Below are 25096 nucleotides of genomic sequence, written 5' to 3'. Positions count from 1 at the left end.
CACTGCAACCACACAACGCCAATCGACCCTTGCCCAAGGCGCCCATCCGTTAGAGGCTTCGGCCCAACACAGGCCCGACCCAGGGCCATATCTCGGCAGGGAGGCCGGATGTCTTCGATCCTCGTTTTTGGCGATAGCAATTCCCACGGCACCATGCCCCTGCCGCGGTTGGGCGCCCTGGACCGTTATGCGCCCGATGTGCGCTGGCCGACTGTCATGGCGCAAATCCTTGGCGCCGACGTCGTCACCGAAGGACACCCGGGTCGCACGACCGTCCATGATGATCCCATCGACGGCGCTCACAAGAATGGCCACGCCGCGCTGCCCGCGCTGTTGGAAAGCCACAGACCGCTGGATCTGGTCGTGGTGATGTTGGGGACGAACGACTGCAAGGCGCGCTTTGGCCTTCGCGGCTGGGACATTGCCGCAGGGGTTGGGCGCCTTGCCCAGACGATCCAGGCCTCCACCGCAGGTCCGGGCGGCGGCCCGCCGGATGTCTTTCTGGTTGCGCCGGTGCCGGTCGAAGAATCCGGTGTACTGGCCGAGATGTTCCAAGGTGGGCCTGCGCGGTCCCGCGCGATTGCACCCGCCTTGCGGGCCGAGGCGGAGCGTCTGCGCTGCGGCTTTTTCGATGCGGGACGCATCTGCGCCGTGGACCCGGTGGATGGTGTTCATTTGACCGCCGAGGGGCACGGCGCCTTAGGCCGCGCCATGGCCGAGGCGGTGCGCGCCCATTTGCAGGAGGGAACGGGATGCTAAAGGGACTGGACCCGCGCCTTGGGGCCGACGTGCTCCACGCATTGCGCGCCATGGGCCATGGCGACACGCTGGTGGTCGCCGATACCAACTTCCCGGCGCGGTCGGTCGCCGCCGAAACCGTGGTCGGCGTGCCCCTCACGATGGAGAACCTGACCACCGCCGAAGCCGTTGAGGCGATCCTGTCGGTCTTTCCCCTGGATACCTTCGAGGGGGCCCCGGTGGCTCGTATGGAAGTGGTCGATGCGCCCGACACCCTGGCAGAGGCCCAGCAGGAGGTCGCCGATCTGCTCGACGGGACGATGGAAGGGGTGGAACGGTTCGCCTTCTACGAGCGGGCCAAGGCCGCCTATGCCGTCATCCAAACCGGCGAGCGTCGGTTCTATGGCTGTGTCATCCTGCGCAAGGGTGTCATCGGACCAGAGGAATTGTGATGTCGGAGGTCGTCATTCTAGGGGTCTTCGTGGCCGACGCGGCCTTTCGGGCGGATCGGATGCCCGTCATGGGCGAGACGATCCTTGGTCGCGGGTTTGCTCTGGGTCCCGGTGGGAAGGGCTCGAACCAAGCCGTCGCGGCGGGTCGGGCAGGGGCCAAAGTGTCCTTCGTGTCCAAGATTGGTGAGGATACATTCGGCCAGATGGCGCTGGATCTCTGGGCCGAGGCGGGGGTCGCTCCGGCGGTGACCCAAGGCGGCGACACGGGCGCGGCCTTTATCTTTTTGGACGCGGCGACGGGTGACAACGCCATCATCGTCGCCCCAGGGGTCGCGGGCACTCTGTCGGCCCAGGACATTGAAGCGCGCGCCGATCTGATCTCGCAAGCGAAGGTCTTTGTGACCCAGTTGGAACAACCCATGGAGGCCGCCCTGCGCGCGTTGGAACTGGCGCGCGGGGGCGGTGCGGCGACGATCCTGAACCCCGCTCCGGCGGCGGAATTGCCGGAGGGTATGTTGGCGCTGTGTGACTACGTGACCCCAAACGAGACCGAGGCCGAGGCGCTGACCGGCGTGGCTGTGACTGATTTGGCCAGCGCACGGCGGGCGGGTGATGCGCTCTTGCAAGCCGGTGTCGCGCGGGCCGCCGTTCTGACCCTGGGGGCCGACGGCGTGTTGTTCCATGGGGCGGACCGCTCGGTCCATGTCCCGGCGATCACTGTCGGACCCGTGGCCGAAACCGTCGGGGCGGGCGATGCGTTTAACGGCGGTTTCGCCACTGCGCTCGCGGAAGGGCGCGACCCGGTCGAGGCGGCGCGGTTCGGCTGTGCCGTCGCGGGTCTCTCGGTCACGCGTCCTGGGGCCGCCGCTTCGATGCCCAACCGTGCTGAGGTCGAGGTCGCTCTGGCGGAGGCGTCCAAATGACGGATCGACAGACAACCGGTATGGCCGTGCGTCGCCGCGTCCTGGGCGACGCCCATGTGGACCAGGCCGAGGCGGCGCGGGACCCATTGGACGATGCATTCCAGACGCTCATCACCGAAGGGGCCTGGGGCACGGTCTGGGCCTCAGACGCGATCACCCTGCGGGAGCGGTCGATGCTGACCCTCGCACTGCTCGCCGCCACGGGCAATTTTGAGGAGATCCCCATGCATGTGCGGGCCACGGCGCGCACCGGCGCCTCGCCCCAGGATATCGCCGAGGCGTTCCAACATGTGGCGATTTACGCCGGTGTGCCCCGGGCCAACCGCGCGTTGAAGCTGGCGCGCCAAACCCTGGCCGAGATGGAAGATCAGCGATGACCCTACGACCGCGCGACATGAGTGGGCACCCGCCTGCCATCGCGCCTGCCTATCGGTCCAGCCGGTTACGTGGGCCGACCCAGGCGCCGATTGCCATTCCGGCAACCCCGACCGAGACGACGGGGCCGGTGTTTGGCCATGGCGTGCTGGGCCCATTGGACGGGGACCTGATCCGAAACTTCGCTGCGCCTGGGCAGATGGCCATTGGCCAGCGCACCATTGTCCATGGGCGCGTGACAGACGAGGCGGGGCGCGCCGTGCCCAACACCCTGGTCGAAGTGTGGCAGGCCAATGCCGGTGGACGCTATCGTCACGCGAAGGAGGGGTACTTGGCCCCGCTCGACCCGAACTTCGGCGGCTGTGGCCGTGTGATGACCGACGATCAGGGCCGCTATCGTTTTGAGACCGTCAAACCAGGGGCCTATCCCTGGCCCAACGGCGGCAATGACTGGCGACCGGCCCATATCCATTTTTCAGTCTTCGGCAGCGGCTTTGGCCAGCGGCTCATCACTCAGATGTATTTCGAAGGGGACCCGCTCGTCGCACGGTGCCCCATTGCCCAGTCCATCCCTGCGGGCGGTGCAGAGCGGCTGGTCGCGCCCCTCGACTGGGAGGAGACGGTTCCCATGGATGCCCGCGCCTACCGTTTCGATATCATCCTGCGCGGGCCGTTAGCGACCCCGTTCGAGGCCACGCCATGACCCAGCGTGAAAGCCCCTCACAAACGGCGGGCCCCTATGTCCACATTGGGTTGATGCCGAACCACGCCGGGTTGCCGGGCCTCTACGATGGCGATTTGGGCGCCGGGCCGATCATGGCCGAGGGACAACCCGTAACCCTTCGAGGGCGGATCCTGGACGGCGAGGGCGCCAGCGTGACCGATGCCGTGTTGGAGGTCTGGCAGGCCGATGGCACCGGCACCCCTGGCATCTGGGCACGGCGGTCCACCGATGGTCCCGATGGCGACTGGGTGCTGGACACGGTGCGCCCCGGCCCCATGCGGTTTGATGGCGGGTGGATGGCACCCCACATCGCCCTGTGGATCGTCGCGCGTGGGATTAACCTGGGTCTCCAAACCCGGATCTACTTCCCCGAGGACGATCACAGCGCGGACGCGGTCCTGGCGCAGGTGCCGCCTGGGCGCAGACGGACCCTCATGGCCGTCCCCGACGCCGACGGGTACCGGTTCGACATCCATCTCCAGGGACCGGATGAGACGGTTTTCCTGAACATATAGGCCCCGGACCGAGGCGGCGCAGGCCCCTATGGCACCCTAGGCCTCGTCCCCAGTGTCGAGATCCTCCAGCAGGATACGCGCGGCGTCACCCTCCAGGTCTTCGTATTGCCTGTCGCGCAACGTCCAAAGGCAGGCCAAAAGGCCCAAGCCCCCCAAGATGAGGGACACCGGGATCAGGATCACAAGGACGTTCATGGGCGGGCTCCTCTCAGACGAAGGGCGTTCAGGACCACCAGGATCGACGAGGTGGACATAGCGACCGCTGCCATCAGCGGGCTGGCAAATCCTGCCAGGGCGAGGGGCACACTGATCGCGTTATAGGTCGCCGCCAGCCCAAAGTTTTGCAGCATCCGGCGTCTGGCCTGCCGCGCGATGTGCAGCGCCTCACCGACCATGCGCAGATCTCCCCCCAGCAGCACCGCGTCGGAGGCCGCGCGTGCCGCATCAAGGGCCGAGGCGGGCGCCATGGACACATGGGCCGCCGCTAAGGCGCCCGCGTCGTTCAGACCATCGCCGACCATCAGAACCCGTTGCCCCTGGCGGGCGCGTTCCTCCAGCAGGGCCATTTTGTCGCTCGGGCTGGTCTCGGCCCGCCAGTCATCAATCTGCAGCGATGTCGCGACCGTATGAACCGCCGCAGGGCGGTCCCCTGACAGCAACGTCACGGGCAGGCCAGCCTGTCGCGCCTGGGCGATGAGGGCGGCGGCGCCGGGGCGCAGGGTCTCTTCGGGGGACAGCGGGATCGAAGGGCGCCCGGGTAGCAAGAGTTCGGTTCCCGATGGGCCTTTGCCCAGGCGCACCGATTTGCCCCGCCATGTGCCGCGCACACCCTCCCCAGCGACTTCGGAGAGATCGGACAGCCCTGCGGGCTCAGTGCCCCTCAGCGCCAGGGACACCGCCCGCGATACGGGGTGGTCGGAGGCTTGGGCCAGCGCCAATGCGACCGACGCGGCGTCCGGGTCAAGGTGTTCCAGGCGCAGGGCGCCGGTGGTCAGGGTCCCGGTCTTGTCCAAGACGATGGCATCGACCTCGGCCAGACGTTCCAGCGCGGTCGAAGATTTGAGCAGAACGCCCCCTTTGAACAGTTTTCCCGAGGCCGCGACCGAGACGGCGGGGACCGCCAGACCCAAGGCACAGGGGCAGGTGATGATGAGCGTGGCCACCGCCACCAGCAGCGCCTTGTGGGCATCGCCCGTGGCCAGCAGCCAGCCCAGGAACCCAGCGGCGGCCAGGCCATGGACCAGAGGCGCGTAGATCCGGGCCGCACGGTCGGCCAGGGCCACGTGACGGTTGCGAGCCCCTTCGGCGACGGAGACGGCGGCGGCCATGCGGCGCAGGCTGGTGTCCTCGCCCACCGCTGTCGCGCGTAGGATCAGGGGCGCGGTGAGGACCGTCTCACCGGCGGCCACCGTGGTTCCGGGCGCCGCGGCGACGGGGAGGCTTTCGCCGGTCAGCAAGCTGCGATCCAGGTCGGAGCGGCCCTCGATCACCTCGGCGTCGACGGGGACGCGCGTGCCCGGAAGCACGCGGATCAGGTCGCCGATGGTCAGTTGTGCCGTGGGGACGTCGATTGCTCCAGCTTCGGTCACCAGGGTGGCGCGCGGCACCTCCAGCGCGGTCAGCGACGCGGCGGCGGACCGAGCGGCGCGCCGCGTCCGGTGGTCCAGATAGCGCCCGATCAACAGGAACAGCGTCAGGGACAGGGCCGCGTCGAACCAAGCGTCGGGGCCATGGATCCACGTCTCATGCAGGGACATGCCCAGGGCCAGCAGGATCGCCAGGCTGATGGGGACGTCCATATTGACCCGCATGACCCGCAGCGCCGACAGGGCGGAGGCGAAGAAGGGGCGCGCGGCATAGACCACGGCGGGGATGGCAATGATCGCACTGATCCAATGGAACAAATCGCGGGTCGCTTCGCTTGCGCCCGACCAGATCGCGACCGAGAGGATCATGACGTTCATCATCGCAAAGGCCGCGACACCGATGCGTGTCAGCAGGGCGCGGCCCTCGGGGTCGGTCTTGGGGGCCAGGGCGTCGGCGTGCAGCTCCGCCGCCTCGAACCCGGCGGCCTTCAAGGCGTCGATCAAGGTCTGCGTCGGCGGCAGATGCCCCGTCACCCGCACTTGCTTGTCGCCTAGGTTCACCCGTGCGGCGGCCACTCCTGGCAGGTCCGCCAATGTCGCCTCGACGGACCCAATGCAGCGGGCGCACCGCATGCCGGGGACGGAGAGGATCAGGCTGGTGACCTCTGGCTGCGCGGCGGCTGCGGGGCCGGTCGGGTCGGCCAGGGCGGTCATCGGACGACCCTCACCTTGAGACGCTTACGGAACCGGTCCGTTCCGCGTGTGGCGACCAGGCGAAGGTCCCAGTTTCCGGGCTCCAGGTCTGCATGGGCGTGCCAAGTGTCGCCGTCGAACCACCACACGGGGTGCTGGTCATCGGCGACATTCGTGGCCCGCCCGAGGATGCCGCCAAGTTCCACATCCGTGATCGGCGCGCCTGAGCGGTCGCGCAGATCCAATTGTAGATCAGTGCCTTGCAAGGATACGGTCGCCGTCCAGCCCAGGGCCTCCTGCGCGGCGCGGTCGCGGTCGAAGGCTTGGCTGGCGACGTAGCTGTTCTTGGTCTCCAAGCCCGGGAAGGTATGCACGGCGTTGTAGGCGAGGGTCAGGTTGACGGTGATGATCGTGCCAAAGCCCAGGACGAACATGCCGAGGACTTTGCGTCCGGTGAGTACGGTCATTGGGCGGCCTCCTTGCCGAAGAATAGGGTGTCGGAATGGGCGCGTTCGGCTGAGACGATGTCTTCGACCCAGAAGCGCAGATCGGTGCGGTCGGTCCCGGCTGCCGCATCCTGGGGACGGGCTGAGACATAGACGCGTTGCAACAGCGTGCTGTCGGCGGGAACCGGCACCACGAGATTATCCCGCCCTTCCAGTGCGATACGCAGTGTCTCATCGGCGCGGAGGGACAGATGGAAGTCCCGCGGTTCGCCGTGCTTGTTGCGCAGCCGGATGTCATAGGCGTTGCGGATGGTGCCGTCCGACAGGGTCACGAACTGCGGGTTCCGCACGGGGGCGACGGTCATGTCGATCTCGGGGCGGATGAACAGAGCCACGACCAATCCCACGCCCACGAGGGCCCAGAGGGTCGTGTAGACCAGCGTGCGGCGGCGGAAGATATGGCGCCAAGCGGGCTGCGGCTGCCAGGTCGGCGGGGTCGCATTTGCGGGCGCGCCTGCGGTAAGCCCCCCGTACACCCCCTGTGCAGACGCCACATCCGATGCCGCCAGGGCCATGACGCCGCCATCGGCGACCAGGGGCTGCGCGGCAGCGGCGCCCGACGGCACCTCTGGCGGACGGTCTGACAGGGCCAGGTAGTCGATCAAGCCGCGCGGCTTGCCGATCTTGTCCATGACATCGTCACAGGCGTCGATACAGAGCGCGCAGGTGATACAGGCCATCTGTTGCCCGTCCCGAATGTCGATGCCCATGGGGCAGACGTTCACGCAGGCCATGCAATCGATGCAATCGCCGGTCTGGTTTTCGTGTTTCTTGCCGCGCGGCTCTCCGCGCCAATCGCGGTAGCCGACGGTCAACGTGCCATCGTCGACCATGGCGCCTTGGATGCGGGGCCAGGGGCACATGTAGATGCAGACCTGCTCGCGCGCGATGCCGCCCAGCAGGATGGTGGTGAAGGTCAGGATCGCGATGGTGGTATAGGCGACCGGATGGGCCGAGCCCGACAAGAGATCCCGTGCGAGGCTGGGGGCATCGGCAAAGTAAAAGACCCAGGCGCCGCCGGTGGCCAAGCCGATCACGGCCCAGGCAGCGTATTTGGTTATGCGCAGGCGGATCTTGCGCGCGTCCCATTTGGCTTTCCACAGGCGAACACGGGCGTTGCGGTCTCCCTCGATCCAGCGTTCCACCAGAATGAAGAGGTCTGTCCAGACGGTCTGGGGGCAGGTGTAGCCACACCAGACCCGGCCCAGGGCCGAGGTGAAGAGGAACAGACCCAGGCCCGCCATGATCAGCAAGCCCGCGACGAAGTAGAATTCGTGGGGCCAGATCTCGATCCAGAAGAAGTAGAAGCGGCGCCCGGCCAAGTCCACGAGGACGGCCTGATCTGGCAGGTTCGGCCCCCGATCCCAGCGGATCCAGGGGATGAGGTAATAGATGCCCAGGGTCAGGGCCATGATCCACCATTTCAAGCGGCGGAACGTGCCGGAGACGCGGCGGGGAAAGATGGGTTCCCGGGCGGCAAAGAGAGGGGGCGTATCGGTCATTGTGTCCTCTGGAGCGCATGCAGGCCGAGGGAGGGCCGCATGGCCCCCTGCCTAATCTCTGGGCGGCGAGTGGACTTTGATCTGCGTCAACGGCCGCGGCTTTTGACGCTGCGACAATTGCGCCTAGGTCAAATGGGGCAGCCGACGAAGGAGTATGCCCATGGCCGAGACCAAGCGCGCAGGCGGACGTCTGATGGACCGCCCGGAATATCGCAGCAAGCCCAGACCTTTGACGCGCCCGCCGGAGACCACCGTGACCGACGCGGTCGCGGCCATGTCGGATAAGAACTACGGCTGTGTCATCATCGTGGACGGGGCCGACAAGGTCACGGGCGTGGTGACGGAACGGGACATCATGAACAAGGTCGTGGGCCGGGGCCTGGACCCGAAGACGACCCCGCTGTCCGAGATCATGACCGCTGAGCCGCGCCTGGCGCGGGAGGACGACGATATGCTCGACTGGCTGCGGATCATGTCCAATGAGCGGTTCCGCCGCCTGCCGGTGGTGGATGGGGAGGGCCGCATCAAGGCCGTGTTCACCCAAGGCGATTTCGTCAGCTACACTTGGCCGGATCTGATGGGCCAGATGGGGTCGATCCTGAAGGCGCAGGCCATTGGGAACTTCCACTATCTGCTGATCGGTGGCGGCATCTTGATCTATGTGCTGGCCATGATCGTGGTCTTCATGGCGATCTGAGGCGGGGCCTCGTCCGGCGTGTCCGCCGTCCTCGGGGGGAGCGCGTGCCGTTTTGGTATCCTCCCAGGGGGCCGTGCGTGGGCCGTTTGGGGCTGTCATCCTCGGGCTTGACCCGAGGCTCTTTCCGTCGTTTGCCCCTGTGCCCGCATCGGAGTGTCCCTCGGTCTCGGCCCGGCGATAGGCCGCAAAGACAAACGGCGCCCCAAAATAGGGGCGCCGTTCGGGCCGGGGGTCCCTCAACACCCCAGCCTGGGGCCGGTCGTGCGGGCGTCTGTCACCCTAAGACCGGATCCCGTGAGAGTCATTCGCCGACGGGTCGTTCGCCGCCGCCGAGGCCGTGGACATATGCGGACACCGCGCGCACCTGCGCCTCACCCAGCCGCTCGCCCCAGGGGGGCATGACACCGAAACGGGCATTCGCGATGGTCTCGGTCAGGGCCTCATCGCTGCTGCCATAGAGCCAGATCGCATCGGTCAGGTTGGGTGCGCCGACCGTGCGGTCGCCCAGCCCGTTGTCCGCATGGCAGGACGCGCAATTGTCGAGGTACAGCTCCGATCCGGTCGCGGCGAGGGTGGTGTCATGCTCCAACCCGCCCAGGGCCTGCACATGGGCCACGAGGGCTGCGATCTCTTCCCGCTCCAGCATGTCACCAAAGGCGGGCATCTCGGACCAGCGGGCGTCTGGATCGTCTTCGTTGCGAATCCCGTGGCGGACGGTGTCGGCAATGTCGGTGATCTGACCGCCCCAGAGCCAATCGTCGTCCAGCAGGTTCGGGTAGCCCGCCGCCTGCACCCCCGCCGCGCCCGCGCCGTGGCACTGAGAGCAGTTGTTGGCAAAGACCGAGGCCCCGGCCGAGACGGCGAAACGGTGGAGCGGCTCATTCTCTTCGAGGACCGCGAGGTCGATGGAGACCAGGCTGTCACGCAACTCGGCGTTGGACAGGTTCACGGCCTCGATGTCGGCGGCCACGTCGCCCCGGGTCGACCAGCCGAGCACGCCAGAGGTCGCGCCCGAGACCAGCGGCCAGGCCGGGAACAGGATCGTGTAGATCACGCCCCAGACGATGGTCGCGTAGAAGGTCCACAGCCACCAGCGGGGCAGGGGGGTGTTGAGTTCTTCGATGCCGTCCCAGGTGTGGCCCGTCGTCTCGGTGCCGGTGGCGTCGTCGATACGCTTCTCGTCGCTCATTTGGTGTCCTCCGGCAGAGGGGCGCAGGTGCAAGCGGGGCAGGCACAGGGGGCGGTCATGGGCGTGGCCCGTTCGCGCAGGGGCACCTGGGCCGCATCCGCATGGAGCGGGCCGGAGCCTGGGCGGAACACGAAGATCGCCGCGCCGATGAAGAAGGAGAACAGCGCAAGCAGCGCCCAGCTGTCGGCGAATTCGCGGAGGATGGAATAGAGGTCCATGGGGTCTCTCCCGTGTCAGCGGCTGGCGTCAGGCTCGAAGGTGGAGAAATCCACCATCGTGCCGAGGATCTGGAGGTAGGCCACCAGCGCGTCCATTTCTGTCAGGGCGGGCAGGCCGTCGAAGTTGCGGACCTGCGCGCCGGGATAACGTTCCAGCAAGCCGTCGATGTCCCCGAAGGGGTCGACCTGGACGCGGATGTCACTGGCGGCGGCCTCGATCATCTCGTCGGTGTAGGGCACGCCGACGAAGGCATGGGTCGAGACGGTCGCTTCGATCATCGAGGTGTCGAGCGCTGTATCCGCCAGGAAAGCATATTTGGGCATGACGCTTTCGGGCACGACGCTTTGGGGGTCGATCAGGTGATCCACATGCCATTCGTCGCTGTAGCGCCCGCCCACGCGCGCCAGGTCTGGCCCCGTGCGTTTGGAGCCCCACTGGAACGGGTGGTCGTACATGCTCTCGGCTGCCAGGGAATAATGGCCGTAGCGCTCCACCTCATCACGCATGGGACGGATCATCTGACTGTGGCAGACGTAGCAGCCTTCGCGGATGTAGATGTCCCGTCCCGCCAGCTCTAGCGGGGAGTAGGGGCGCACGCCTTCCACTTCCTCGATGGTGTTTTCCAGCCAGAACAGCGGGGCGATTTCCACGATGCCCCCGATGGAGACCACCAAGAGGGAGGACACCATCAGGAGGGTCGCATTGCGTTCGAACCGCTGGTGAAAGGTGGGTTTGTCGTCCGCAGTCGGTGCGGGGGTCTGTGTTGTATCGGTCATATCAGATCACTCCGCAGGGGTGGCGATGGCCACGGTCTTAGGGGCGCGGATGGTCATCCACATGTTCCAGACCATCACGATGGCACCGGCGAGGTAGAGAACCCCGCCCAAACCGCGCACCACATACATGGGCAGCTTGGCCTCGACGGTGTCGGCGAAGGAGTTCACCAGGAAGCCATTGGCATCCACTTCGCGCCACATCAGGCCTTCCATGATGCCGGTGACCCACATGGAGGCGGCGTAGAAGACGATCCCGATTGTCGCGAGCCAGAAGTGCAGGTTGATCGCGGGCACCGAGTACATCTCCTTCCGGCCCCAAAGCTTGGGTGTCAGGAAGTAGAGCGCGCCGAATGTAATCAGCCCGTTCCAGCCGAGCGCACCGGAATGCACGTGGCCAATGGTCCAGTCGGTATAGTGCGACAGCGAGTTGACCGCGCGGATCGACATCATCGGGCCCTCGAAGGTCGACATGCCGTAGAAGGCCAGCGAGGCGACGAACATCCGGATGATTGGGTCGGTGCGGATCTTGTCCCAAGCGCCTTCCAGCGTCATCAGGCCGTTGATCATGCCGCCCCAGCTGGGCATCCAGAGCACGATCGAGAACACCATGCCCAGGGTCGAGGCCCAGTCAGGCAGCGCGGTGTAGTGCAGGTGGTGCGGACCGGCCCAGATGTACAGGAAGATCAGCGCCCAGAAGTGGATGATCGACAGTTTGTAGGAATAGACGGGGCGGTTCGCCTGCTTGGGGACGAAGTAGTACATCATCCCCAGGAAGCCCGCCGTCAGGAAGAAGCCCACGGCGTTGTGGCCGTACCACCATTGGGTCATGGCGTCTTGCACGCCGGCAAAGACCTGGACCGATTTGGAGCCGAGCAACGAGACCGGGATCGACAAGTTGTTGACGATATGCAGCATCGCGACGGTCACGATGAAGGCCAGGAAGAACCAGTTGGCCACATAGATGTGGCGCTCTTTGCGGTTCAGGATCGTGCCCATGAACACGGCCAAATAGGCGACCCAAACGATCGTCAGCCAGATGTCCACGTACCACTCGGGTTCAGCGTATTCCTTGGACTGGGTCGCGCCCAGCAGGTAGCCCGTGGCCGCCAGCACGATGAACAGGTTGTAGCCCCAGAAGACGAACCAAGCGAGGTTGCCGCCCCAGAGGCGTGCCGCCGAGGTGCGTTGCACGATGTAGAACGACGTCGCGATCAGGGCGTTGCCCCCGAAGGCAAAAATCACGGCAGATGTATGCAGCGGGCGGAGCCGACCGAAGTTCGTAAAGGGTTGTCCCCAATCGAAGTTCAGCGCGGGAAACGCCAGTTGGAACGCGATGAACGTCCCTGCCAGGAAGCCCACGACCCCCCACATGGCCGTGGCGATCACGCCGTAGCGAATGGGGCCGTCCATATATCCCGTGGGCGTGGCCAGAACGGGGGCGTCCTGTTCCATGCCCTTTAGGGTCCATAGGAACATGCCCCCGGCCACGACCATGATGATCGCGGCATGTACCTTATACGCAAGGTCGTGTCCCAAGCTGGCCAAGAGCGCCGCCGCGAAGGCGACCAGGCCGAGGGTCACGAGTTTTAGATAATCCATCGCGGTCGTCCTCCGTCCGTGGCGGACGGCGGAATCGTGCCGTCCTTCGAATGGCGGTCTAGGCGGCAGCGGGGGGCAGGGCCTTGATTTGGGTCAAATGGCGCGCTTGGCCTGGCCTGCGGGTGCCCTTATCACCGGTCTATCGCCCTTATGGGGGACCTGCGGAGGGATGCGGATGGACAAAGATTTGGCCGTGGCGCTCCGGCATCTGTCGGCGGTGATGGACCCGCTCGATGGGCCTTGGGCCATCTTTGGGGGCGCGGCGATGGTGCTGTGGGGGGGCGAGCCAGGGCCGCCCCGAGACGTCGACGTCCTCACCACCGTGGGTGTGGCCGAGCATTTGCAGCGGGCCCTCGACACTCCCAATGTCGCGGGGTCTGGGTCGGGGCGGTTTCGGTCGCAAAGGCTGCTGCGACCCGCGCTCGGGCCCGTGATGGTGGAAGTGATGGCCGGGCTGCAGGTCAAAACCGCCGAGGGGTGGCGCGACGTGCCCATTCCAGCGACCAGTGCCGTGGAGAGCGCGGGGACATCGGTCCATGTCGCGCGGCGCGCCGAGTTGGTCGCCATGTTCGAGGCTATGGGACGCCCGAAAGACCTGCGCCGGGTGCGCCTGTTGCGGGCTTAGCTGAGGAAGGTCCCATCCTCGTCATCGCCCGCTTCGGTCAAGAGCGCGGCCAAGTCGTGGCACGCGATGCCGCGCGTGCCGTCCAACTCGATCACACCGGCCTTGCGCAGGGCGGTCATCTGGCGGCTAACGGTTTCGATGGTCAGGCCCAGATAGCTGGCCATGGCATCGCGGGTCAGCGGCAGTTGGGCGCGCAGGGGGGCTGCGTCGTTGGACGCGCGGCGCAGGATGATCGCCAAAAGCGTTGCCACCTTTTCCCGCGCTGTCTTGCGGCCCAGCAGGACCATCCATTCCCGTGCGGCGTCCAATTCGTCCAGCGACATCTCCAGCAGCCGCCGCGAGACGTTGGGCGTATCGGCCAGCATCACCTCGAAAGCACCGCGCTTGAACATGCACAGCGTCACATCCGTGGCCGCCGTCACCTCATAGGCGGCCATGCGCCGCCCGGGGCGCCCTAAGAAATCGGAGGGCATCAACAGGCCCACCATCTGCGTGCGACCGTCCTCCAGGGTGCGCGTGAGGCTGGCGCAGCCGGTCACCAGAGAGGCGACAAAGGGCAATTCGTCCCCTTCCATCGCGATGACATCGCCCGCCTTCCAAGACCGGTAGGTCTTCATCTCGGCGAGACGATCTAGCTCCTCCCCCTCGCAGGACGCGCAAACGGCGCGGTGGCGGATCGGGCAGGAGTCACAGGCGTCAGTGGCCAGGGCGGCGGAGGCAATGGCGAGCGATGAAACGGTCATCGTCAAAACGTCGCACGTCGCTTGACCTGCATCAAGGCGCCTTTGACCCCGGTGCGGCAGGTTGCCGCCATGACAGATCATGCCTTCCTCCGCCGTCACGGCCTGTTTGAGGCCCGCGCGCCACGCTACACCAGCTATCCCCCCGCGCCGCATTTCAGCGACGGCGTGGGCGCGGAGACGCTCTCATCCTGGTTGTCCCAGATGGGGCCCGATCAAGCGCTTTCGCTCTATGTGCATATCCCATTTTGCCGACGCCTTTGCTGGTTCTGCGCGTGTCGCACCCAGGGCACAAAGTCCGACGCACCGCTGCAGCCCTATGTGGATGCCTTGCTGGCAGAGGCTGCCCTGATCGCCGAGCAGGTGTCGGGCGCTGGGCGGGTGACGACGCTCCATTTGGGTGGGGGGACGCCGACGATTCTGCCGCCCCACTTGATGAAAGCCGTGTTCGACGGGATTCGGTCCCTGTTTCGGTTGGCCCCGGATGCAGAGATTTCGGTTGAGGTTGATCCGACCGTCCTGGACGAGGATCGCCTGGACGCCATGGCCGAGGGCGGCGTGACCCGGGCCAGCATCGGCGTCCAGGACTTTGCCGAAGGCGTGCAGGAGGCCATTGGCCGCCCCCAGAGTATCGCCCAAACGGCCTTTGCCGTGGATGGCCTCCGCCAGCGGGGGATCGAGGCCATCAACTTCGATCTGCTCTATGGCTTGCCCCTGCAAACCAGTCGGAGCCTGGCCGAGACCCTGGAGCAGGCCATTGATCTGGCGCCCGACCGGATTGCCTTGTTCGGCTACGCCCATGTGCCCTGGGCGTCCAAACGCCAGGTTATGATTCGCGAAAGCGACCTGCCGGACGGGCCGATGCGGCTTGACCTGTTCAACCAAGCGGCGGCGCGGTTTGGCGCGGCGGGCTTCGCGCCCGTTGGGATCGACCATTTCGCCAAGCCGGAGGATCCCCTGGCGGTCGCCGCGCGCACCGGGCGGCTGCGGCGGTCGTTCCAGGGGTATACCACCGATGTGGCCCCGGCACTGATTGGCATGGGGGCCTCGGCCATCAGCTGCTTGCCCCAGGGCTATGCCCAGAATGCGGTGCGCACCGCCGATTGGCAGGATCGGGCGCGCCAGGGGCGTTTGGCCACGGTGCGCGGCCATACTTTGTCCCGCAGCGATCGTCTGGAGGCAGCCGTTATTGAGGCGCTGCTGTGCGATTTCACCATCGATCCCGCCCGCTTTGGGTTGGAGGTGCGGGGCGCCACGGCGGCGATCACGCGGTTGGTCCAGGCCTGGCCAGAGGCGGTCGAGGTCAGCGCCGATGGGGTTCTGTCCGTGTCGGACAAAGCGCGGCCGCTGGTTCGTATGATGGCCATGACCCTGGACGCCTATAGCCGTCCCGCAGGGCGCCACAGCGTCGCCATCTGACCGGGCGAGGGTTGCCTACGTCGTAGGTATAGCCCTTTGCCGAGGACCCTACGGCTGGACCGGATCGCTTGGTCCGACCGAAGCCGCCATGGCGGCGACGTCCACATCGCGCTGGGCCAAGAGGGCTGCGCTGGTGATGGCCGATCCGTCCTGTTCGGCCTCGGCCAAAAGATCGACGAGGCCCACGGCCCCCAGCATGGCAGCGGCGCCTTTCGCGCGGTGCGCGCGGTCCGTGATGGGCTCGCCCGCGTCCTTGGCGGCGATCAGTGCATCAATCTCGGACGAGAGCGTTGTAATGGTGCGATGGACTTGGGCGGGTCCGAGCACCTTTGCCAGATCGGCGATGACCTCGTGCATGTCTTCGGGCGGTCTGGAGAGCGGCATCGGTGCCTCCCCGATGTCCGCAAGAAGGGTCGCGAGCGTGGAGAGCCGGATCGGTTTTGTCTCAAACCCGTCGGCGCCTGCGGCTGTCGCCTTGGCGCTGAACTCTTCTTGGCCATGGGCCGTCAGGGCGACGATCCGGCTTTGGGCGTTTGGCCCATCGCCCTGTCGGACCTGTCGAATGACGCTCAGGCCGTTGGGTCCGGGCATGTTGATGTCCATCAAGATCAAGTCATAGGGCGCCGCGGCCAGCCGATCCAAGGCGTCCAGCCCATCGCAGGCCTCGGTGACGCGGTGGCCCAGATTGGTCAGCATCGCGCGCAGGATGGTCCGGTTGATCTCGTTATCCTCCACCAGGAGGACGTCGCGGGTCGGTGTGTCCATCTCGGGGGAGGTCCGCGACACCAACGGCGCGGTCTGCGCCCGGTCTAGCGCGAGGCTGAGCGTAAAGGAGGTGCCCAGATCGAGGGTGCTTGCCACGGTCAGATCACCGCCCATTTGGCGGGCCAACCGGCGGGCAATGGCCAGCCCGAGGCCGTCCCCCCGCGTCTGCCGCCCCTGTGCCTGGGCGAGAGAGACGAAGTCGTCGAAGATCCGCTCTTGATCGGCGGGGGCAATGCCAGATCCCGTGTCATGGACCGAAATCGCCAGGACGGTCGGGTCGTTTGGCGCGAGGGTCGCTTGCAAGATCACCGCGCCTTCGTCGGTGAATTTCACGGCATTCCCGCCCAGGTTCACCAGGATCTGCCGGATGCGCGCCGCATCCCCCATGAACCAGCCGTCGACGTCCGGGGCGATGTCCACGTCGATGGAGAGGCTCTTTTCCACGGCCAATGGGGCCAGAACCTCTGCCACGCCCGTCAGCAGACGCGTCACGTCGAATGGCGCCGTGTCGAGGTGCAGGCTCTCGGTTTCGATTCGGGTGATATCGAGGGCGTCGTTCACCCGTTCCAGCAACAACTCCCCCGATGCGTTGGCCACATCCACGAAACGCGATTGGGTCGCGCTCAGGTCCGTGGTGCGCAAGAGGTCCAAAACCCCAAGCACGCCGTTCAGGGGGGTCCGCATCTCGTGGCTCATGACGGCGAGAAACCGGGACTTGGCTGTATCCGTGCGCAGGGCGCGGTCCCGGGCATCTATCAGCCGTTGTTGCGCTTGTTGTTGCAGGGTCATATCGCGGATGTAGGCGATATATTCGGCGCCATCCCGCGCCTCGACTTGGGTCAGTTTCAGTTCCGCGGGAAAGGGCTCGCCCGTGGCGCGTCGGGCCTTGAGGGCTTCGGCCGTGGTGGGGCGCGACGCAAGTTCCGCCAGACCTGCCGCGCCGATCCCACAGGCGGGGATTTGGGCCACGAACAAGGTGGAGAGGACGGGCCGTCCGATCACGCCGGAGCGGTCGTGGCCGAACATGCGTTCCGCCGCCGAATTGAAGGCGACGATGCGCCCATCTGCATCCGTGGTGACGATAGCGTCCATCGATGCCTCGATGGTGGATTGCAGCCGGCGGGATGATCGGCTGACGGCGGCATCGCGGTCTTGTGCCACGCGCAGCAGGCGGCTGAGCAGGATGACCAGGATTGCCAGCCCCACCAAGAGAACCCCGGCAATCGCGCCGGTCAGGGTCAGGGACCGCAAGACCCGGTCGCGCGATTGCTCGGTCCGTTCAGAGGAAATGGCCACCCCTTGCAGCGCGACGTCCCGCGCAAGGGGGCGCGCCTCGGCGACCAATTCGGTGAGCTGACGAATGTTTGCCTCGGTCAGGGCCCCCGGGGCATCCGCAGCCTCGACGAGCCGATTGCCGATGGCGGCCAGGTCCGACATCGCTTGGTCATCGCCGTCGCCATCGAGGAGGCGCCCAAATGTTCCGGCCCGCACGATTTCCAGGCGACTGAGTGCGATGTCGATCCGCAACCGCAACGCCTCGTCGCTGGGGGCGCCCGTGGCTTGGCGCCGGGCGAGCGCCGCATCGAGCTTTGCAAATTCGGCATCCAGTTGGGAAATGCTCCAGGGGGTGACGTCCCCCTGGGCCACGGCTAGCTCGCTCAGGTGACTTGGCAGATAGGTCAGAATGGCGCCCATGAAGATCGCAAGGCAGCCAAGCGCCGTGGCGACGGCAAGACGATACCGTTCGATGGTGGTCGCGCGCCGTCCCATCTTGCCCCTTCTGCCATGGGTTCTGAGCCACCATTTACGGTAAGCCGGTCCGACCGCCGGGTCGAGGGCCTATGGCAAGTGGCGGATTTCGCTGACCTGCCAGATGCTGCGGGCGTAGATTGTCTCGGTCTGGTAGTCCTGTGACGCGTCAAAAGGATAGATCAACCAATAGGGACCCTTATCGCGCACCGGCATGGGGGCGCCGTCGCGCCGTGAGGCCAGGATCGGGACCTCTTCTTCCAGCTCGGCGATGGGAATGGTCACCGCGTAATCGTTAAGCGCTACGAGTTTGACCGCCCCCGCATCGATCCCCTGCGCCTTGAGCAACGCGAGGAGCGATACGCCCGAATAGGTTGCGACCCCGTCTGTCCAAATCGTCGACGTTGTCACGGCCTGCTGTGTCATATCGTCCAGCTCGGCGAGCGTTACCGATGTCCCTTTCCCGTTGCCGTCGATGACCCGAAGATCTTGTGCAACCCCAGCGCCAGCAAGGCAGCAACACAAGACAAAGGCGTGCACCATCGAGACAGTGATGCGGGAAAGGGACATGGTAGATCCTGTGAGTGATCTTGGGATGGAGGTAGAATATTCCCCATGTGCGATCCACGGGCATAGGGTTAGAACCATATCCGAAGGGATAGGTTTTCCCACCGCTTCCTTAACGTCATTTCCTGCCGGAGGGCCCCAATGCCCCATGTGCTGATAGCTGATGACCACGACCTGGTGCGCGACACGATTGCCGCCTACCTGTCGGCGATCGACGATTTTCGCGTCACGACAGCCGGGGACGTGCCCGGCGCGCTGGACGTGCTGGGGCGCTTGGATCCCGTGGATCTGGCGCTTCTCGACTACCACATGCCCGGCATGAACGGTCTGGAAGGGTTGGAGCGGATCAAACGCAAGCATCCCGCCGTGCCCGTTGCTCTGGTCTCGGGCGTTGCCAGCAGGGACGTGGCAACCAAAGCCTTGGAACTGGGCGCGGATGGTTTCATCCCAAAGTCCATGCCCGCCCCCTCCATGGTCAATGCGGTGCGCTTTGTCTTGGCCGGGGAAAAGTACCTGCCGGTGGACATGGCCTCGTCCGCGCCGGCGCAAGCGCCAGCCTTTCCAAGCCTGTCGCGGCGCGAACTACAGACGCTGACCCATTTGGCCAAGGGCCTGTCCAACAAGGAAATCGCCCGCGCGATGGACGTCCAGGAGGTGACCGTCAAGCTGCACGTGCGCAACGTCATGTCCAAGCTGGGGGTTACGAACCGAACGCAGGCGGCGCTGGCGGCGCGGGACCGACAGATCCTGTAGTGTTGGCCCATTCGGGCGCGTCGCGTTAGCCCCGTGCCGCCGCGATGGCCTGTCCCGCGGCCACGCCCGAGGCCCAGGCCCATTGGAAGTTGTAGCCGCCGAGCCAGCCGGTCACGTCAACCGCTTCGCCGATGGAATAGAGGCCGGGCACTTTCCGCGCCTCCATGGTTTTCGAGGACAGATCCGCCGTGTCGATCCCGCCTGCCGTCACTTCTGCCTTGGCATAGCCCTCGGTGCCCGTGGGGTGCAGCGTCAGATCGGTCAGGTTGGCGGCGGCGGCATCCAGCGCGGCGTCCGACAGATTGGCCAGCTCCGTGGTCAGACCGATGCGGGCGTCCATGGCGTCGGCCAGACGTTTCGGCAAGTGTTCCGAGAGGGCAGCCTTGATATGCGCCCGTGGCATCCGTCTCCGGGCGGCTCGCAGGGCCTGGGCCGCGTCCGGCCAAAGGTTAAGGGAAACCGGCTGTCCGGGATGCCAATAGGAGGATGCTTGCAACACGGCCGGGCCTGACAGCCCCCGGTGCGTAAAAAGCGCGGCCTCTTCAAAGGACACCCCCGCCGTCGTCGCCACGGCGGGGCAGGCCACGCCGGACATGGTCTGAAACGGCATCTCGGCTGGGTCCAGGGTCAGCGGCACCAGGGCCGGTCGCGGCGCGACGACCCCCAGGCCGAACCGCTCCGCGATATCATAGGCGATCCCTGTTGCGCCCATCTTCGGGATAGACGGCCCGCCCGTCGCAATGACAAGCGCCCGCGCCCGCGCGCCAGCGACGTGGAAGGCGCCGTCTGCGTGGCCGATCTCTCCGATCTGGGTCCCGAGCCGGATGTCCACACCGCCCGCCGCGCATTCAGCCAGCAGCATCGCGACGATCTGTTTGGCGGAGCCGTCGCAGAACAATTGCCCCAGGGTTTTTTCGTGCCACGCGATGCCATGCCGCTCCACCAGATCCAGGAAGTCCCATTGGGTGTAGCGGCTTAGCGCGGATTTCGCGAAGTGGGGGTTGTCGGACAGAAAGCAGCCCGCCTCGACGCCCATATTGGTGAAGTTGCACCGCCCGCCGCCGGAGATCAGGATCTTTTTTCCCGGCTTGTCCGCATGGTCGATCACCAGCACGCGGGCACCCGCCTGGCCCGCCGTTGCCGCAGCCATGAGGCCCGCGCCGCCCGCGCCGAGAATGATCGCATCATAGTCCATGGCCGTCGCTTAGACCGTTTCCCCGGTCGCGGGAAACGCGGAATCGCCGCACACCTGCGGCAAAGAGCACCGAGCGACCTACCGCCGCCTAGCGCCCGGCACGAGGCTGGCAAGACTTGCGCCGCAACGGTCCGCGCGGCACTCCGGTCGCCAAAGCTGCATGTGGAGGACCTCCCAATGACCCTATCCGTTTACCTGTCTGGCGAAATCCATACCAATTGGCGGGAAGAGATCATGGAGGGCTGCCGCGCCGCTGGCTTGGACGTGGCGTTTACGGGCCCCGTCACCGATCACGCGGCGTCCGATGACTGCGGCGTGGCGATCATGGGGGCCGAGGCGGACAAGTTTTGGCACGACCACAAGAGCGCCAAACTGAATGCGATCCGCACCCGTAAAGGGCTGGCCGATGCAGATATCGTCGTCGTCCGCTTTGGCGAGAAGTATAAGCAGTGGAACGCGGCGTTTGACGCGGGGCAGGCGGCGGCGTTGGGACGGTCTTTGATCGTGATGCACTGCCTCGAGCATCAACACGCCCTCAAGGAAGTGGACGCCGCAGCCTTGGCCGTGGTCGAGACGGCGCAGCAGGTCGTGCAATGCCTAACATATGTGCAGCGCGGGACCCTGCCGTCGACAGAGTAGCGCCCGGACCGCCCTTCGTCATCACGCTGATACAATGGCGGCCTAAGCGCCCCGTCTAAGGTAGGCTGCGGGGCGATGGCGGTGACGGATCGGACGATCTTTCTCTCTGATATCCACTTGGGAACCCGAGGATGTCAGGCCGCGCTTCTGGCGGATTTCCTGGAGCGCCATGAGTGTGACACGCTCTACCTCGTGGGCGATATCTTCGACGGGTGGCGGTTGCGCCGGGGCTGGCATTGGCCGCCGGACCACAACAAGGTCGTGGAGTTGCTGCTGGAAAAGTCGCGGAAGGGCACCCGCGTGGTCTTTATCCCCGGCAACCACGATGAGGTGATGCGCGGCTACTTCGGGATGCACTTTGGCGGCATCGAGGTGGTGCCCCACGCCGATTTCATCTCGGCCAAGGGGGAGCGATTTCTAGTCACCCATGGCGATGAGTTCGACGCCGTCGTGGCCAACGCTAAGTGGCTGGCACACCTGGGCGACCGCGCCTACGCCATGTTGATCTGGCTGAACCCTCGGATCAACGCCGTTCGTCGGCTGTGGTCTCCGCGCTACTGGTCGCTGTCCAAATGGGCCAAGCATCAGGTGAAACACGCCGTCAACTTCATCAGCAAATACGAAGACGTGCTGTCCGAAGACGCCCGCCAACGGGGCTACGATGGGGTCATCTGTGGCCATATCCACCACGCGGCCCTGCGGACCATTGGCGATATTCGCTATGTGAACACCGGCGACTGGGTCGAAAGCTGCACGGCGATTGTCGAATCCCAGGATGGGGATCTGCGCTTGGTCGATTGGGAAGCGCGTCGCAATCGACACCGCTTGGTTCAGCGCCGTGCGCGCCGCGCCAACGCCCCCCGCCGCCAAACCCCTCAGACGGAACAGATATGACCGCCCCAACAAAAGAGATGATCGCCGATGCGGTCTTCGAAAACCGCCCGCCGTCGCGCGAGACGATCCTGGATCGGCTGTTTGCCTCCATGTTCTCGGGCCTGGTCTATCCGCAGATTTGGGAGGATCCGGTGTGCGATATGCGCGCCCTGGATCTGGACGGCACGGATGACGTGGTCTGTATCGCGTCTGGGGGCTGCAACGTGATGTCCTATCTGACGCGCGGCCCGGCCTCGGTCACGGCGGTCGATCTGTCGCCCTGGCATGTGCAGCTCAATCGGCTCAAACTGGCAGCGGTGCAGCATGTGCCGGATCACCGGACGTTCTATGACCTGTTCGGGCATGCGGACCGGTCCGAGAATACGGATGTTCTTGACCGTTACATTCTGCCCCATCTGGATGCCGAGGCCCAAGCGTTTTGGAATGGGCGCGCGCCTTTGGGCCGCCGTAAGGGGCTATTTGCGCGCGGCTTCTACCGGTTTGGCGCCTTGGGCAGCTTTATCGGTGTGATCCACGGCATATGCCGCCTGGCCCGGGTGAACCTGCGAGAGGTCTTGGCGGCGCGCACCCTTGCCGAGCAAGCGGCCTTTTTCGACGCTCGGATCGCCCCTTTGATCGACAGCGCACCCGTGCGCTTGGTCGTGCGGCGGCGCGCGGCGCTGTTCGGGCTGGGCATCCCGCCTGCACAATATGACAAGCTGGCGGCGGATGCGGGGGGCGATGTCCTGCCCGTCCTGAAGGCGCGCGCCCGCAAGTTGTTTTGCGATTTCCCGATCGCGGAGAACTACTTTGTTTGGCAGGCGGTGAACCGGGCCTACAAGGCCGACGGAACCGGTCCCGTGCCGCCTTATCTGGAGGCGCAGCATTTCGCCGCCGTGCGGGCCGCCGCGCACCGGGTGGTCGTGCACAACCGCTCCGTCACCGATGTCTTGGCGGACGCCGATGCGCGGTCCAAGTCGATATTTATCCTGCTGGACGCCCAGGATTGGATGACGGACGCGCAGTTGAACGCGCTCTGGGATCAGATCACGCGCACGGCGCGGCCCGGGGCGCGGGTGCTGTTCCGCACGGGCGGGCGCGATGACATTTTGCCTGGGCGGGTCGCGTCGGCGGTTTTGGATCGCTGGGCCTATGATGCCACGGCCTCGGCGGAGGCCTTCGCGACGGACCGGTCCGCGATCTACGGCGGTGTCCATCTGTATCGGTTGAAGGGGTAGGGGCATGGCCGAGCGGGCGGACCACGGCGCGTTGATGGACGAGACCTATCGTTATCAGCGGCTGATCTATGATGTGACGCGGAAGTACTACCTGCTGGGGCGGGACCATTTGATTGAGGGGCTGGACCTCTCGCCGGGGCAGACGGTGTTGGAGGTTGGCTGCGGCACGGGGCGCAACCTGTTGGCCATGGGGCGGCGCTATCCCCAGGCGCGGCTGTTCGGTTTGGATATCTCTGAGCAAATGCTGACGACCGCGCGCGCAAAGCTGGGGCAGGGGGCGGTGTTGGCCCGTGGCGATGCCTGTGCCTTCGCCCCCGAGGTCCTGTTTGGCGTCGATGGCTTCGACCGGATCGTCCTCTCCTACAGTCTATCCATGATCCCGGATTGGCGCGGGGCTTTGGCCGAGGCGCGGCGTCACCTGGCGCCGGGCGGGCAGGTGCATATCGTGGATTTTGGCGATCAGGCGGACCTGCCCCTGTGGTTCAAACGGGGTCTGCGCCATTGGCTGGCGCGGTTCCATGTCGCGCCCCGGGATGGGTTGGGCGAAAGCGTCGCCGCGGTCGGGGCGGCCAGTGTCCACCGTACGTTGTATCGCGGCTACGCCAGCTATGCCGTTGTAGCGCGGGCCTAGGCGGCTGCACCTGCCTTGCGAAGTTGATCGAGGCACGCGCGGAGGGATCGCTCCTGGATCGCGGCGTAGAGGACGAATTCATCGGCCACTGGGCGTCCAAGCGCCGCCTCGAAGGTATCCTGGCTGGAGGCCGCCTGGGCCGTGTCCCGCGCTTCGTCGCCCAGGTTTGACTGAAAGATGCCCGCCGCGCTGACGGGCAAGAAATCTTCGTAGATCACGGGGCTGAGCCGGAGCGCACCGGCATCCAACAGAGCCGCCAGGTCCAGGCTGTCTGGCATATTGTCCGTCTCGCCAAGGGTATATTTGAAGTACGCCAAATCAGCGTCGTGCATCGCGTGCCAATCGTCTGGAAAGGCCCGGAAAGCGGACTTGAGGGCGTCTTCGTAGGCATCGGCGTTCGAGCCATCGGGCGCGGGCAGGATCGAAGCGCGCGCCTCTGCCAGAAGGCGGTCATAGAGCGCGCGGCCCTTGGGCGTCAGGGCCGCGCCGCGCTGCTCAATCTCACCAAAGCGCGCGGTGTGATGGCCGGCCACCCAAGTGCCATCGGCGGAGGGGAAACGAACCTCTTCGTCCAGGGCCTTGAACGCGGTCTGCCGCAGCAGGATGGGGCAAGCCCGCCTGGGGGGACCTTCGACCACGGCCTTGGCGGGCAAACCGGCTGAGACCATCGCCGATTGCGCCGCGTCAATGTCCAGCGTGCGGGGGGTCAGATGGTTGATGTGGGGGCCCTTGAACGACACGACGTCGGCAATCAGCCGGTGGGCGGCGATCAGTTCGGAAAAGGTATCGGCGTCCAGGCAGGCGTCGGCGTGCCACCGGAAGGTCTCTAGCACTTCTGACACGAAGGTTTCCGCCTCCCGGGGCGTCAGACCGCCTTGGGTTTCGGCCCGCTCCGTCAGGGCAAGGGCGCCGGGGGTGAAAATCTCGCGCGCGGCCAACGCCGCTTCGGCCCGGGCGCGCAAGTTCGGGTCTTCGATCAACTCCAGCCGCAGGAGCGAGGTGAACACCCGGAACGGATTGGCGGCCAAATCTTCGCGCGCGATGGGGCGAAAGGCGGTCGAATGCACGGGCACGGAGGCGACGGAAAGGTCGTAGTAGCCCACGGGCTCCATCCCCATCACGGCGAATACGCGTCCCATCATCGCCAGCTCCGCCGCCGTCCCTAGGCGGATCGCGCCATGGCGTTCCTGACTGATCCGGGCGGTATCTTCGCCCGGGGTCAGGGCTAGCCTCTGGGCCACGTCCGAGGCGAGGACATCGCCATTGATCGACGTGACAAGGTCAACGAGCGTGCCGTAGGCCGGGACCTCGGACCGATACATCTCCGACATGGCTGCTGAGAACGCGGCGCGGATGGCATTGGGCGATTGCATGGCGTCTGGCATGGGATCTCCGGGACGGGGACGGT

Annotated in this window: 27 protein-coding genes; 14 read left to right on the top strand and 13 right to left on the bottom strand. The window is 65.9% G+C overall.

Features of this window, described 5'->3' with window-relative positions; translation table 11 throughout:
* The first annotated feature begins 108 nt into the window (after positions 1-108).
* Genes K5R33_RS06400 through pcaG form a run of 6 tightly spaced genes read left to right on the top strand, consistent with a single transcriptional unit; the run spans position 109 to position 3727 of the window.
* A complete protein-coding gene (locus tag K5R33_RS06400; RefSeq protein WP_220748179.1) occupies positions 109-759 on the top strand; it encodes an SGNH/GDSL hydrolase family protein in 651 nt (216 codons plus the stop codon).
* Complete coding sequence (locus K5R33_RS06395; RefSeq protein WP_220748178.1) at positions 753-1190, top strand: RbsD/FucU family protein; 438 nt, start codon at positions 753-755, stop codon at positions 1188-1190. The genes K5R33_RS06400 and K5R33_RS06395 overlap by 7 nt, the downstream gene beginning before the upstream one ends.
* A complete protein-coding gene (locus K5R33_RS06390; protein WP_220748177.1) occupies positions 1190-2113 on the top strand; it encodes a ribokinase in 924 nt (307 codons plus the stop codon). Before K5R33_RS06395 ends, K5R33_RS06390 begins: the two co-directional genes overlap by 1 nt.
* On the top strand, positions 2110-2490 hold the full coding sequence (gene pcaC / locus K5R33_RS06385) for a 4-carboxymuconolactone decarboxylase (protein WP_220748176.1): 381 nt from the start codon (positions 2110-2112) through the stop codon (positions 2488-2490). Before K5R33_RS06390 ends, pcaC begins: the two co-directional genes overlap by 4 nt.
* Entirely contained in the window at positions 2487-3191 is a 705-nt protein-coding gene (gene pcaH, locus K5R33_RS06380; RefSeq protein ID WP_220748175.1) for a protocatechuate 3,4-dioxygenase subunit beta, read from the top strand. The genes pcaC and pcaH overlap by 4 nt, the downstream gene beginning before the upstream one ends.
* Positions 3188-3727: a protocatechuate 3,4-dioxygenase subunit alpha gene (gene pcaG / locus K5R33_RS06375; RefSeq protein ID WP_220748174.1), complete on the top strand. Its 540-nt coding sequence runs from the start codon at positions 3188-3190 to the stop codon at positions 3725-3727. The genes pcaH and pcaG overlap by 4 nt, the downstream gene beginning before the upstream one ends.
* Before the next feature lie 36 nt (positions 3728-3763).
* On the opposite strand, the gene ccoS is transcribed toward pcaG, so the two are convergent.
* From ccoS to ccoG, 4 genes are read right to left on the bottom strand one after another with little or no spacing between them, the layout of a single operon-like run.
* The gene (ccoS, locus tag K5R33_RS06370) at positions 3764-3922 is read right to left on the bottom strand and encodes a cbb3-type cytochrome oxidase assembly protein CcoS (protein ID WP_220748173.1); all 159 of its coding nucleotides are present in this window, start codon (positions 3920-3922) and stop codon (positions 3764-3766) included.
* On the bottom strand, positions 3919-6027 hold the full coding sequence (locus K5R33_RS06365) for a heavy metal translocating P-type ATPase (RefSeq protein ID WP_220748172.1): 2109 nt from the start codon (positions 6025-6027) through the stop codon (positions 3919-3921). Before K5R33_RS06365 ends, ccoS begins: the two co-directional genes overlap by 4 nt.
* Positions 6024-6473: a FixH family protein gene (locus K5R33_RS06360; RefSeq protein WP_220748171.1), complete on the bottom strand. Its 450-nt coding sequence runs from the start codon at positions 6471-6473 to the stop codon at positions 6024-6026. The genes K5R33_RS06365 and K5R33_RS06360 overlap by 4 nt, the downstream gene beginning before the upstream one ends.
* Positions 6470-8014 (bottom strand): cytochrome c oxidase accessory protein CcoG, encoded by a 1545-nt coding sequence (gene ccoG, locus K5R33_RS06355; RefSeq protein WP_220748170.1) that lies wholly within the window; start codon positions 8012-8014, stop codon positions 6470-6472. Before ccoG ends, K5R33_RS06360 begins: the two co-directional genes overlap by 4 nt.
* Before the next feature lie 160 nt (positions 8015-8174).
* Between ccoG and K5R33_RS06350 the strand changes: the two genes are divergently transcribed.
* The gene (locus tag K5R33_RS06350; protein ID WP_220748169.1) at positions 8175-8711 is read left to right on the top strand and encodes a CBS domain-containing protein; all 537 of its coding nucleotides are present in this window, start codon (positions 8175-8177) and stop codon (positions 8709-8711) included.
* 301 nt (positions 8712-9012) lie between these two features.
* On the opposite strand, the gene ccoP is transcribed toward K5R33_RS06350, so the two are convergent.
* The 4 genes from ccoP to ccoN are packed head-to-tail and all read right to left on the bottom strand — an operon-like array spanning position 9013 to position 12494.
* Complete coding sequence (ccoP, locus tag K5R33_RS06345; protein ID WP_220748168.1) at positions 9013-9900, bottom strand: cytochrome-c oxidase, cbb3-type subunit III; 888 nt, start codon at positions 9898-9900, stop codon at positions 9013-9015.
* Entirely contained in the window at positions 9897-10118 is a 222-nt protein-coding gene (locus K5R33_RS06340; RefSeq protein WP_220748167.1) for a cbb3-type cytochrome c oxidase subunit 3, read from the bottom strand. The genes ccoP and K5R33_RS06340 overlap by 4 nt, the downstream gene beginning before the upstream one ends.
* 15 nt (positions 10119-10133) lie before the next feature.
* Positions 10134-10895: a cytochrome-c oxidase, cbb3-type subunit II gene (gene ccoO, locus K5R33_RS06335; RefSeq protein ID WP_220748166.1), complete on the bottom strand. Its 762-nt coding sequence runs from the start codon at positions 10893-10895 to the stop codon at positions 10134-10136.
* 6 nt (positions 10896-10901) lie between these two features.
* On the bottom strand, positions 10902-12494 hold the full coding sequence (ccoN, locus tag K5R33_RS06330; RefSeq protein WP_220748165.1) for a cytochrome-c oxidase, cbb3-type subunit I: 1593 nt from the start codon (positions 12492-12494) through the stop codon (positions 10902-10904).
* A 175-nt stretch (positions 12495-12669) separates the two neighbouring features.
* On the opposite strand from ccoN, the gene K5R33_RS06325 reads away from it, so the two are divergent.
* Complete coding sequence (locus K5R33_RS06325; RefSeq protein WP_220748164.1) at positions 12670-13119, top strand: hypothetical protein; 450 nt, start codon at positions 12670-12672, stop codon at positions 13117-13119.
* Here K5R33_RS06325 and fnrL read toward each other — a convergent pair.
* Positions 13116-13862 carry a transcriptional regulator FnrL gene (gene fnrL / locus K5R33_RS06320; RefSeq protein ID WP_220748515.1) on the bottom strand — a complete coding sequence of 249 codons (747 nt, stop codon included), beginning with the start codon at positions 13860-13862 and terminating at the stop codon, positions 13116-13118. The genes K5R33_RS06325 and fnrL overlap by 4 nt on opposite strands.
* Before the next feature lie 69 nt (positions 13863-13931).
* Here fnrL and hemN point away from each other — a divergent pair, with 69 nt between their 5' ends.
* A complete protein-coding gene (hemN, locus tag K5R33_RS06315) occupies positions 13932-15278 on the top strand; it encodes an oxygen-independent coproporphyrinogen III oxidase (RefSeq protein WP_220748163.1) in 1347 nt (448 codons plus the stop codon).
* Between the two features lie 48 nt (positions 15279-15326).
* Here hemN and K5R33_RS06310 read toward each other — a convergent pair whose 3' ends face one another.
* Positions 15327-17813 carry a response regulator gene (locus tag K5R33_RS06310; protein ID WP_220748162.1) on the bottom strand — a complete coding sequence of 829 codons (2487 nt, stop codon included), beginning with the start codon at positions 17811-17813 and terminating at the stop codon, positions 15327-15329.
* A 69-nt stretch (positions 17814-17882) separates the two neighbouring features.
* Positions 17883-18362: a putative pterin-binding protein gene (locus K5R33_RS06305; RefSeq protein ID WP_220748161.1), complete on the bottom strand. Its 480-nt coding sequence runs from the start codon at positions 18360-18362 to the stop codon at positions 17883-17885.
* 138 nt (positions 18363-18500) lie between these two features.
* On the opposite strand from K5R33_RS06305, the gene K5R33_RS06300 reads away from it, so the two are divergent.
* Positions 18501-19112, top strand: coding sequence for a response regulator transcription factor (locus K5R33_RS06300; protein WP_220748160.1), 612 nt, complete (start codon positions 18501-18503; stop codon positions 19110-19112).
* 25 nt (positions 19113-19137) lie between these two features.
* On the opposite strand, the gene K5R33_RS06295 is transcribed toward K5R33_RS06300, so the two are convergent.
* Positions 19138-20307 carry a BaiN/RdsA family NAD(P)/FAD-dependent oxidoreductase gene (locus K5R33_RS06295; RefSeq protein ID WP_220748159.1) on the bottom strand — a complete coding sequence of 390 codons (1170 nt, stop codon included), beginning with the start codon at positions 20305-20307 and terminating at the stop codon, positions 19138-19140.
* A 177-nt stretch (positions 20308-20484) separates the two neighbouring features.
* On the opposite strand from K5R33_RS06295, the gene K5R33_RS06290 reads away from it, so the two are divergent.
* The 4 genes from K5R33_RS06290 (at position 20485) to K5R33_RS06275 (ending at position 23688) form a co-directional block, all read left to right on the top strand.
* Positions 20485-20946 carry a YtoQ family protein gene (locus K5R33_RS06290; RefSeq protein WP_220748158.1) on the top strand — a complete coding sequence of 154 codons (462 nt, stop codon included), beginning with the start codon at positions 20485-20487 and terminating at the stop codon, positions 20944-20946.
* 75 nt (positions 20947-21021) lie between these two features.
* Positions 21022-21840 (top strand): UDP-2,3-diacylglucosamine diphosphatase, encoded by an 819-nt coding sequence (locus tag K5R33_RS06285; RefSeq protein ID WP_220748157.1) that lies wholly within the window; start codon positions 21022-21024, stop codon positions 21838-21840.
* Positions 21837-23057: a BtaA family protein gene (locus K5R33_RS06280; protein WP_220748156.1), complete on the top strand. Its 1221-nt coding sequence runs from the start codon at positions 21837-21839 to the stop codon at positions 23055-23057. Before K5R33_RS06285 ends, K5R33_RS06280 begins: the two co-directional genes overlap by 4 nt.
* A 4-nt stretch (positions 23058-23061) precedes the next feature.
* The gene (locus tag K5R33_RS06275) at positions 23062-23688 is read left to right on the top strand and encodes a class I SAM-dependent methyltransferase (RefSeq protein WP_220748155.1); all 627 of its coding nucleotides are present in this window, start codon (positions 23062-23064) and stop codon (positions 23686-23688) included.
* Here K5R33_RS06275 and hglS read toward each other — a convergent pair.
* A complete protein-coding gene (hglS, locus tag K5R33_RS06270) occupies positions 23685-25073 on the bottom strand; it encodes a 2-oxoadipate dioxygenase/decarboxylase HglS (protein WP_220748154.1) in 1389 nt (462 codons plus the stop codon). The two genes, K5R33_RS06275 and hglS, sit on opposite strands and share 4 nt — an antisense overlap.
* Positions 25074-25096 lie beyond the last annotated feature (23 nt).

The organism is Jannaschia pagri, from assembly GCF_019655435.1.
Taxonomy (GTDB): Bacteria; Pseudomonadota; Alphaproteobacteria; order Rhodobacterales; family Rhodobacteraceae; genus Jannaschia; species Jannaschia pagri.
Note: the sequence above shows the minus strand (reverse complement) of the source record. Positions and strands in the feature narration are given on the sequence as shown.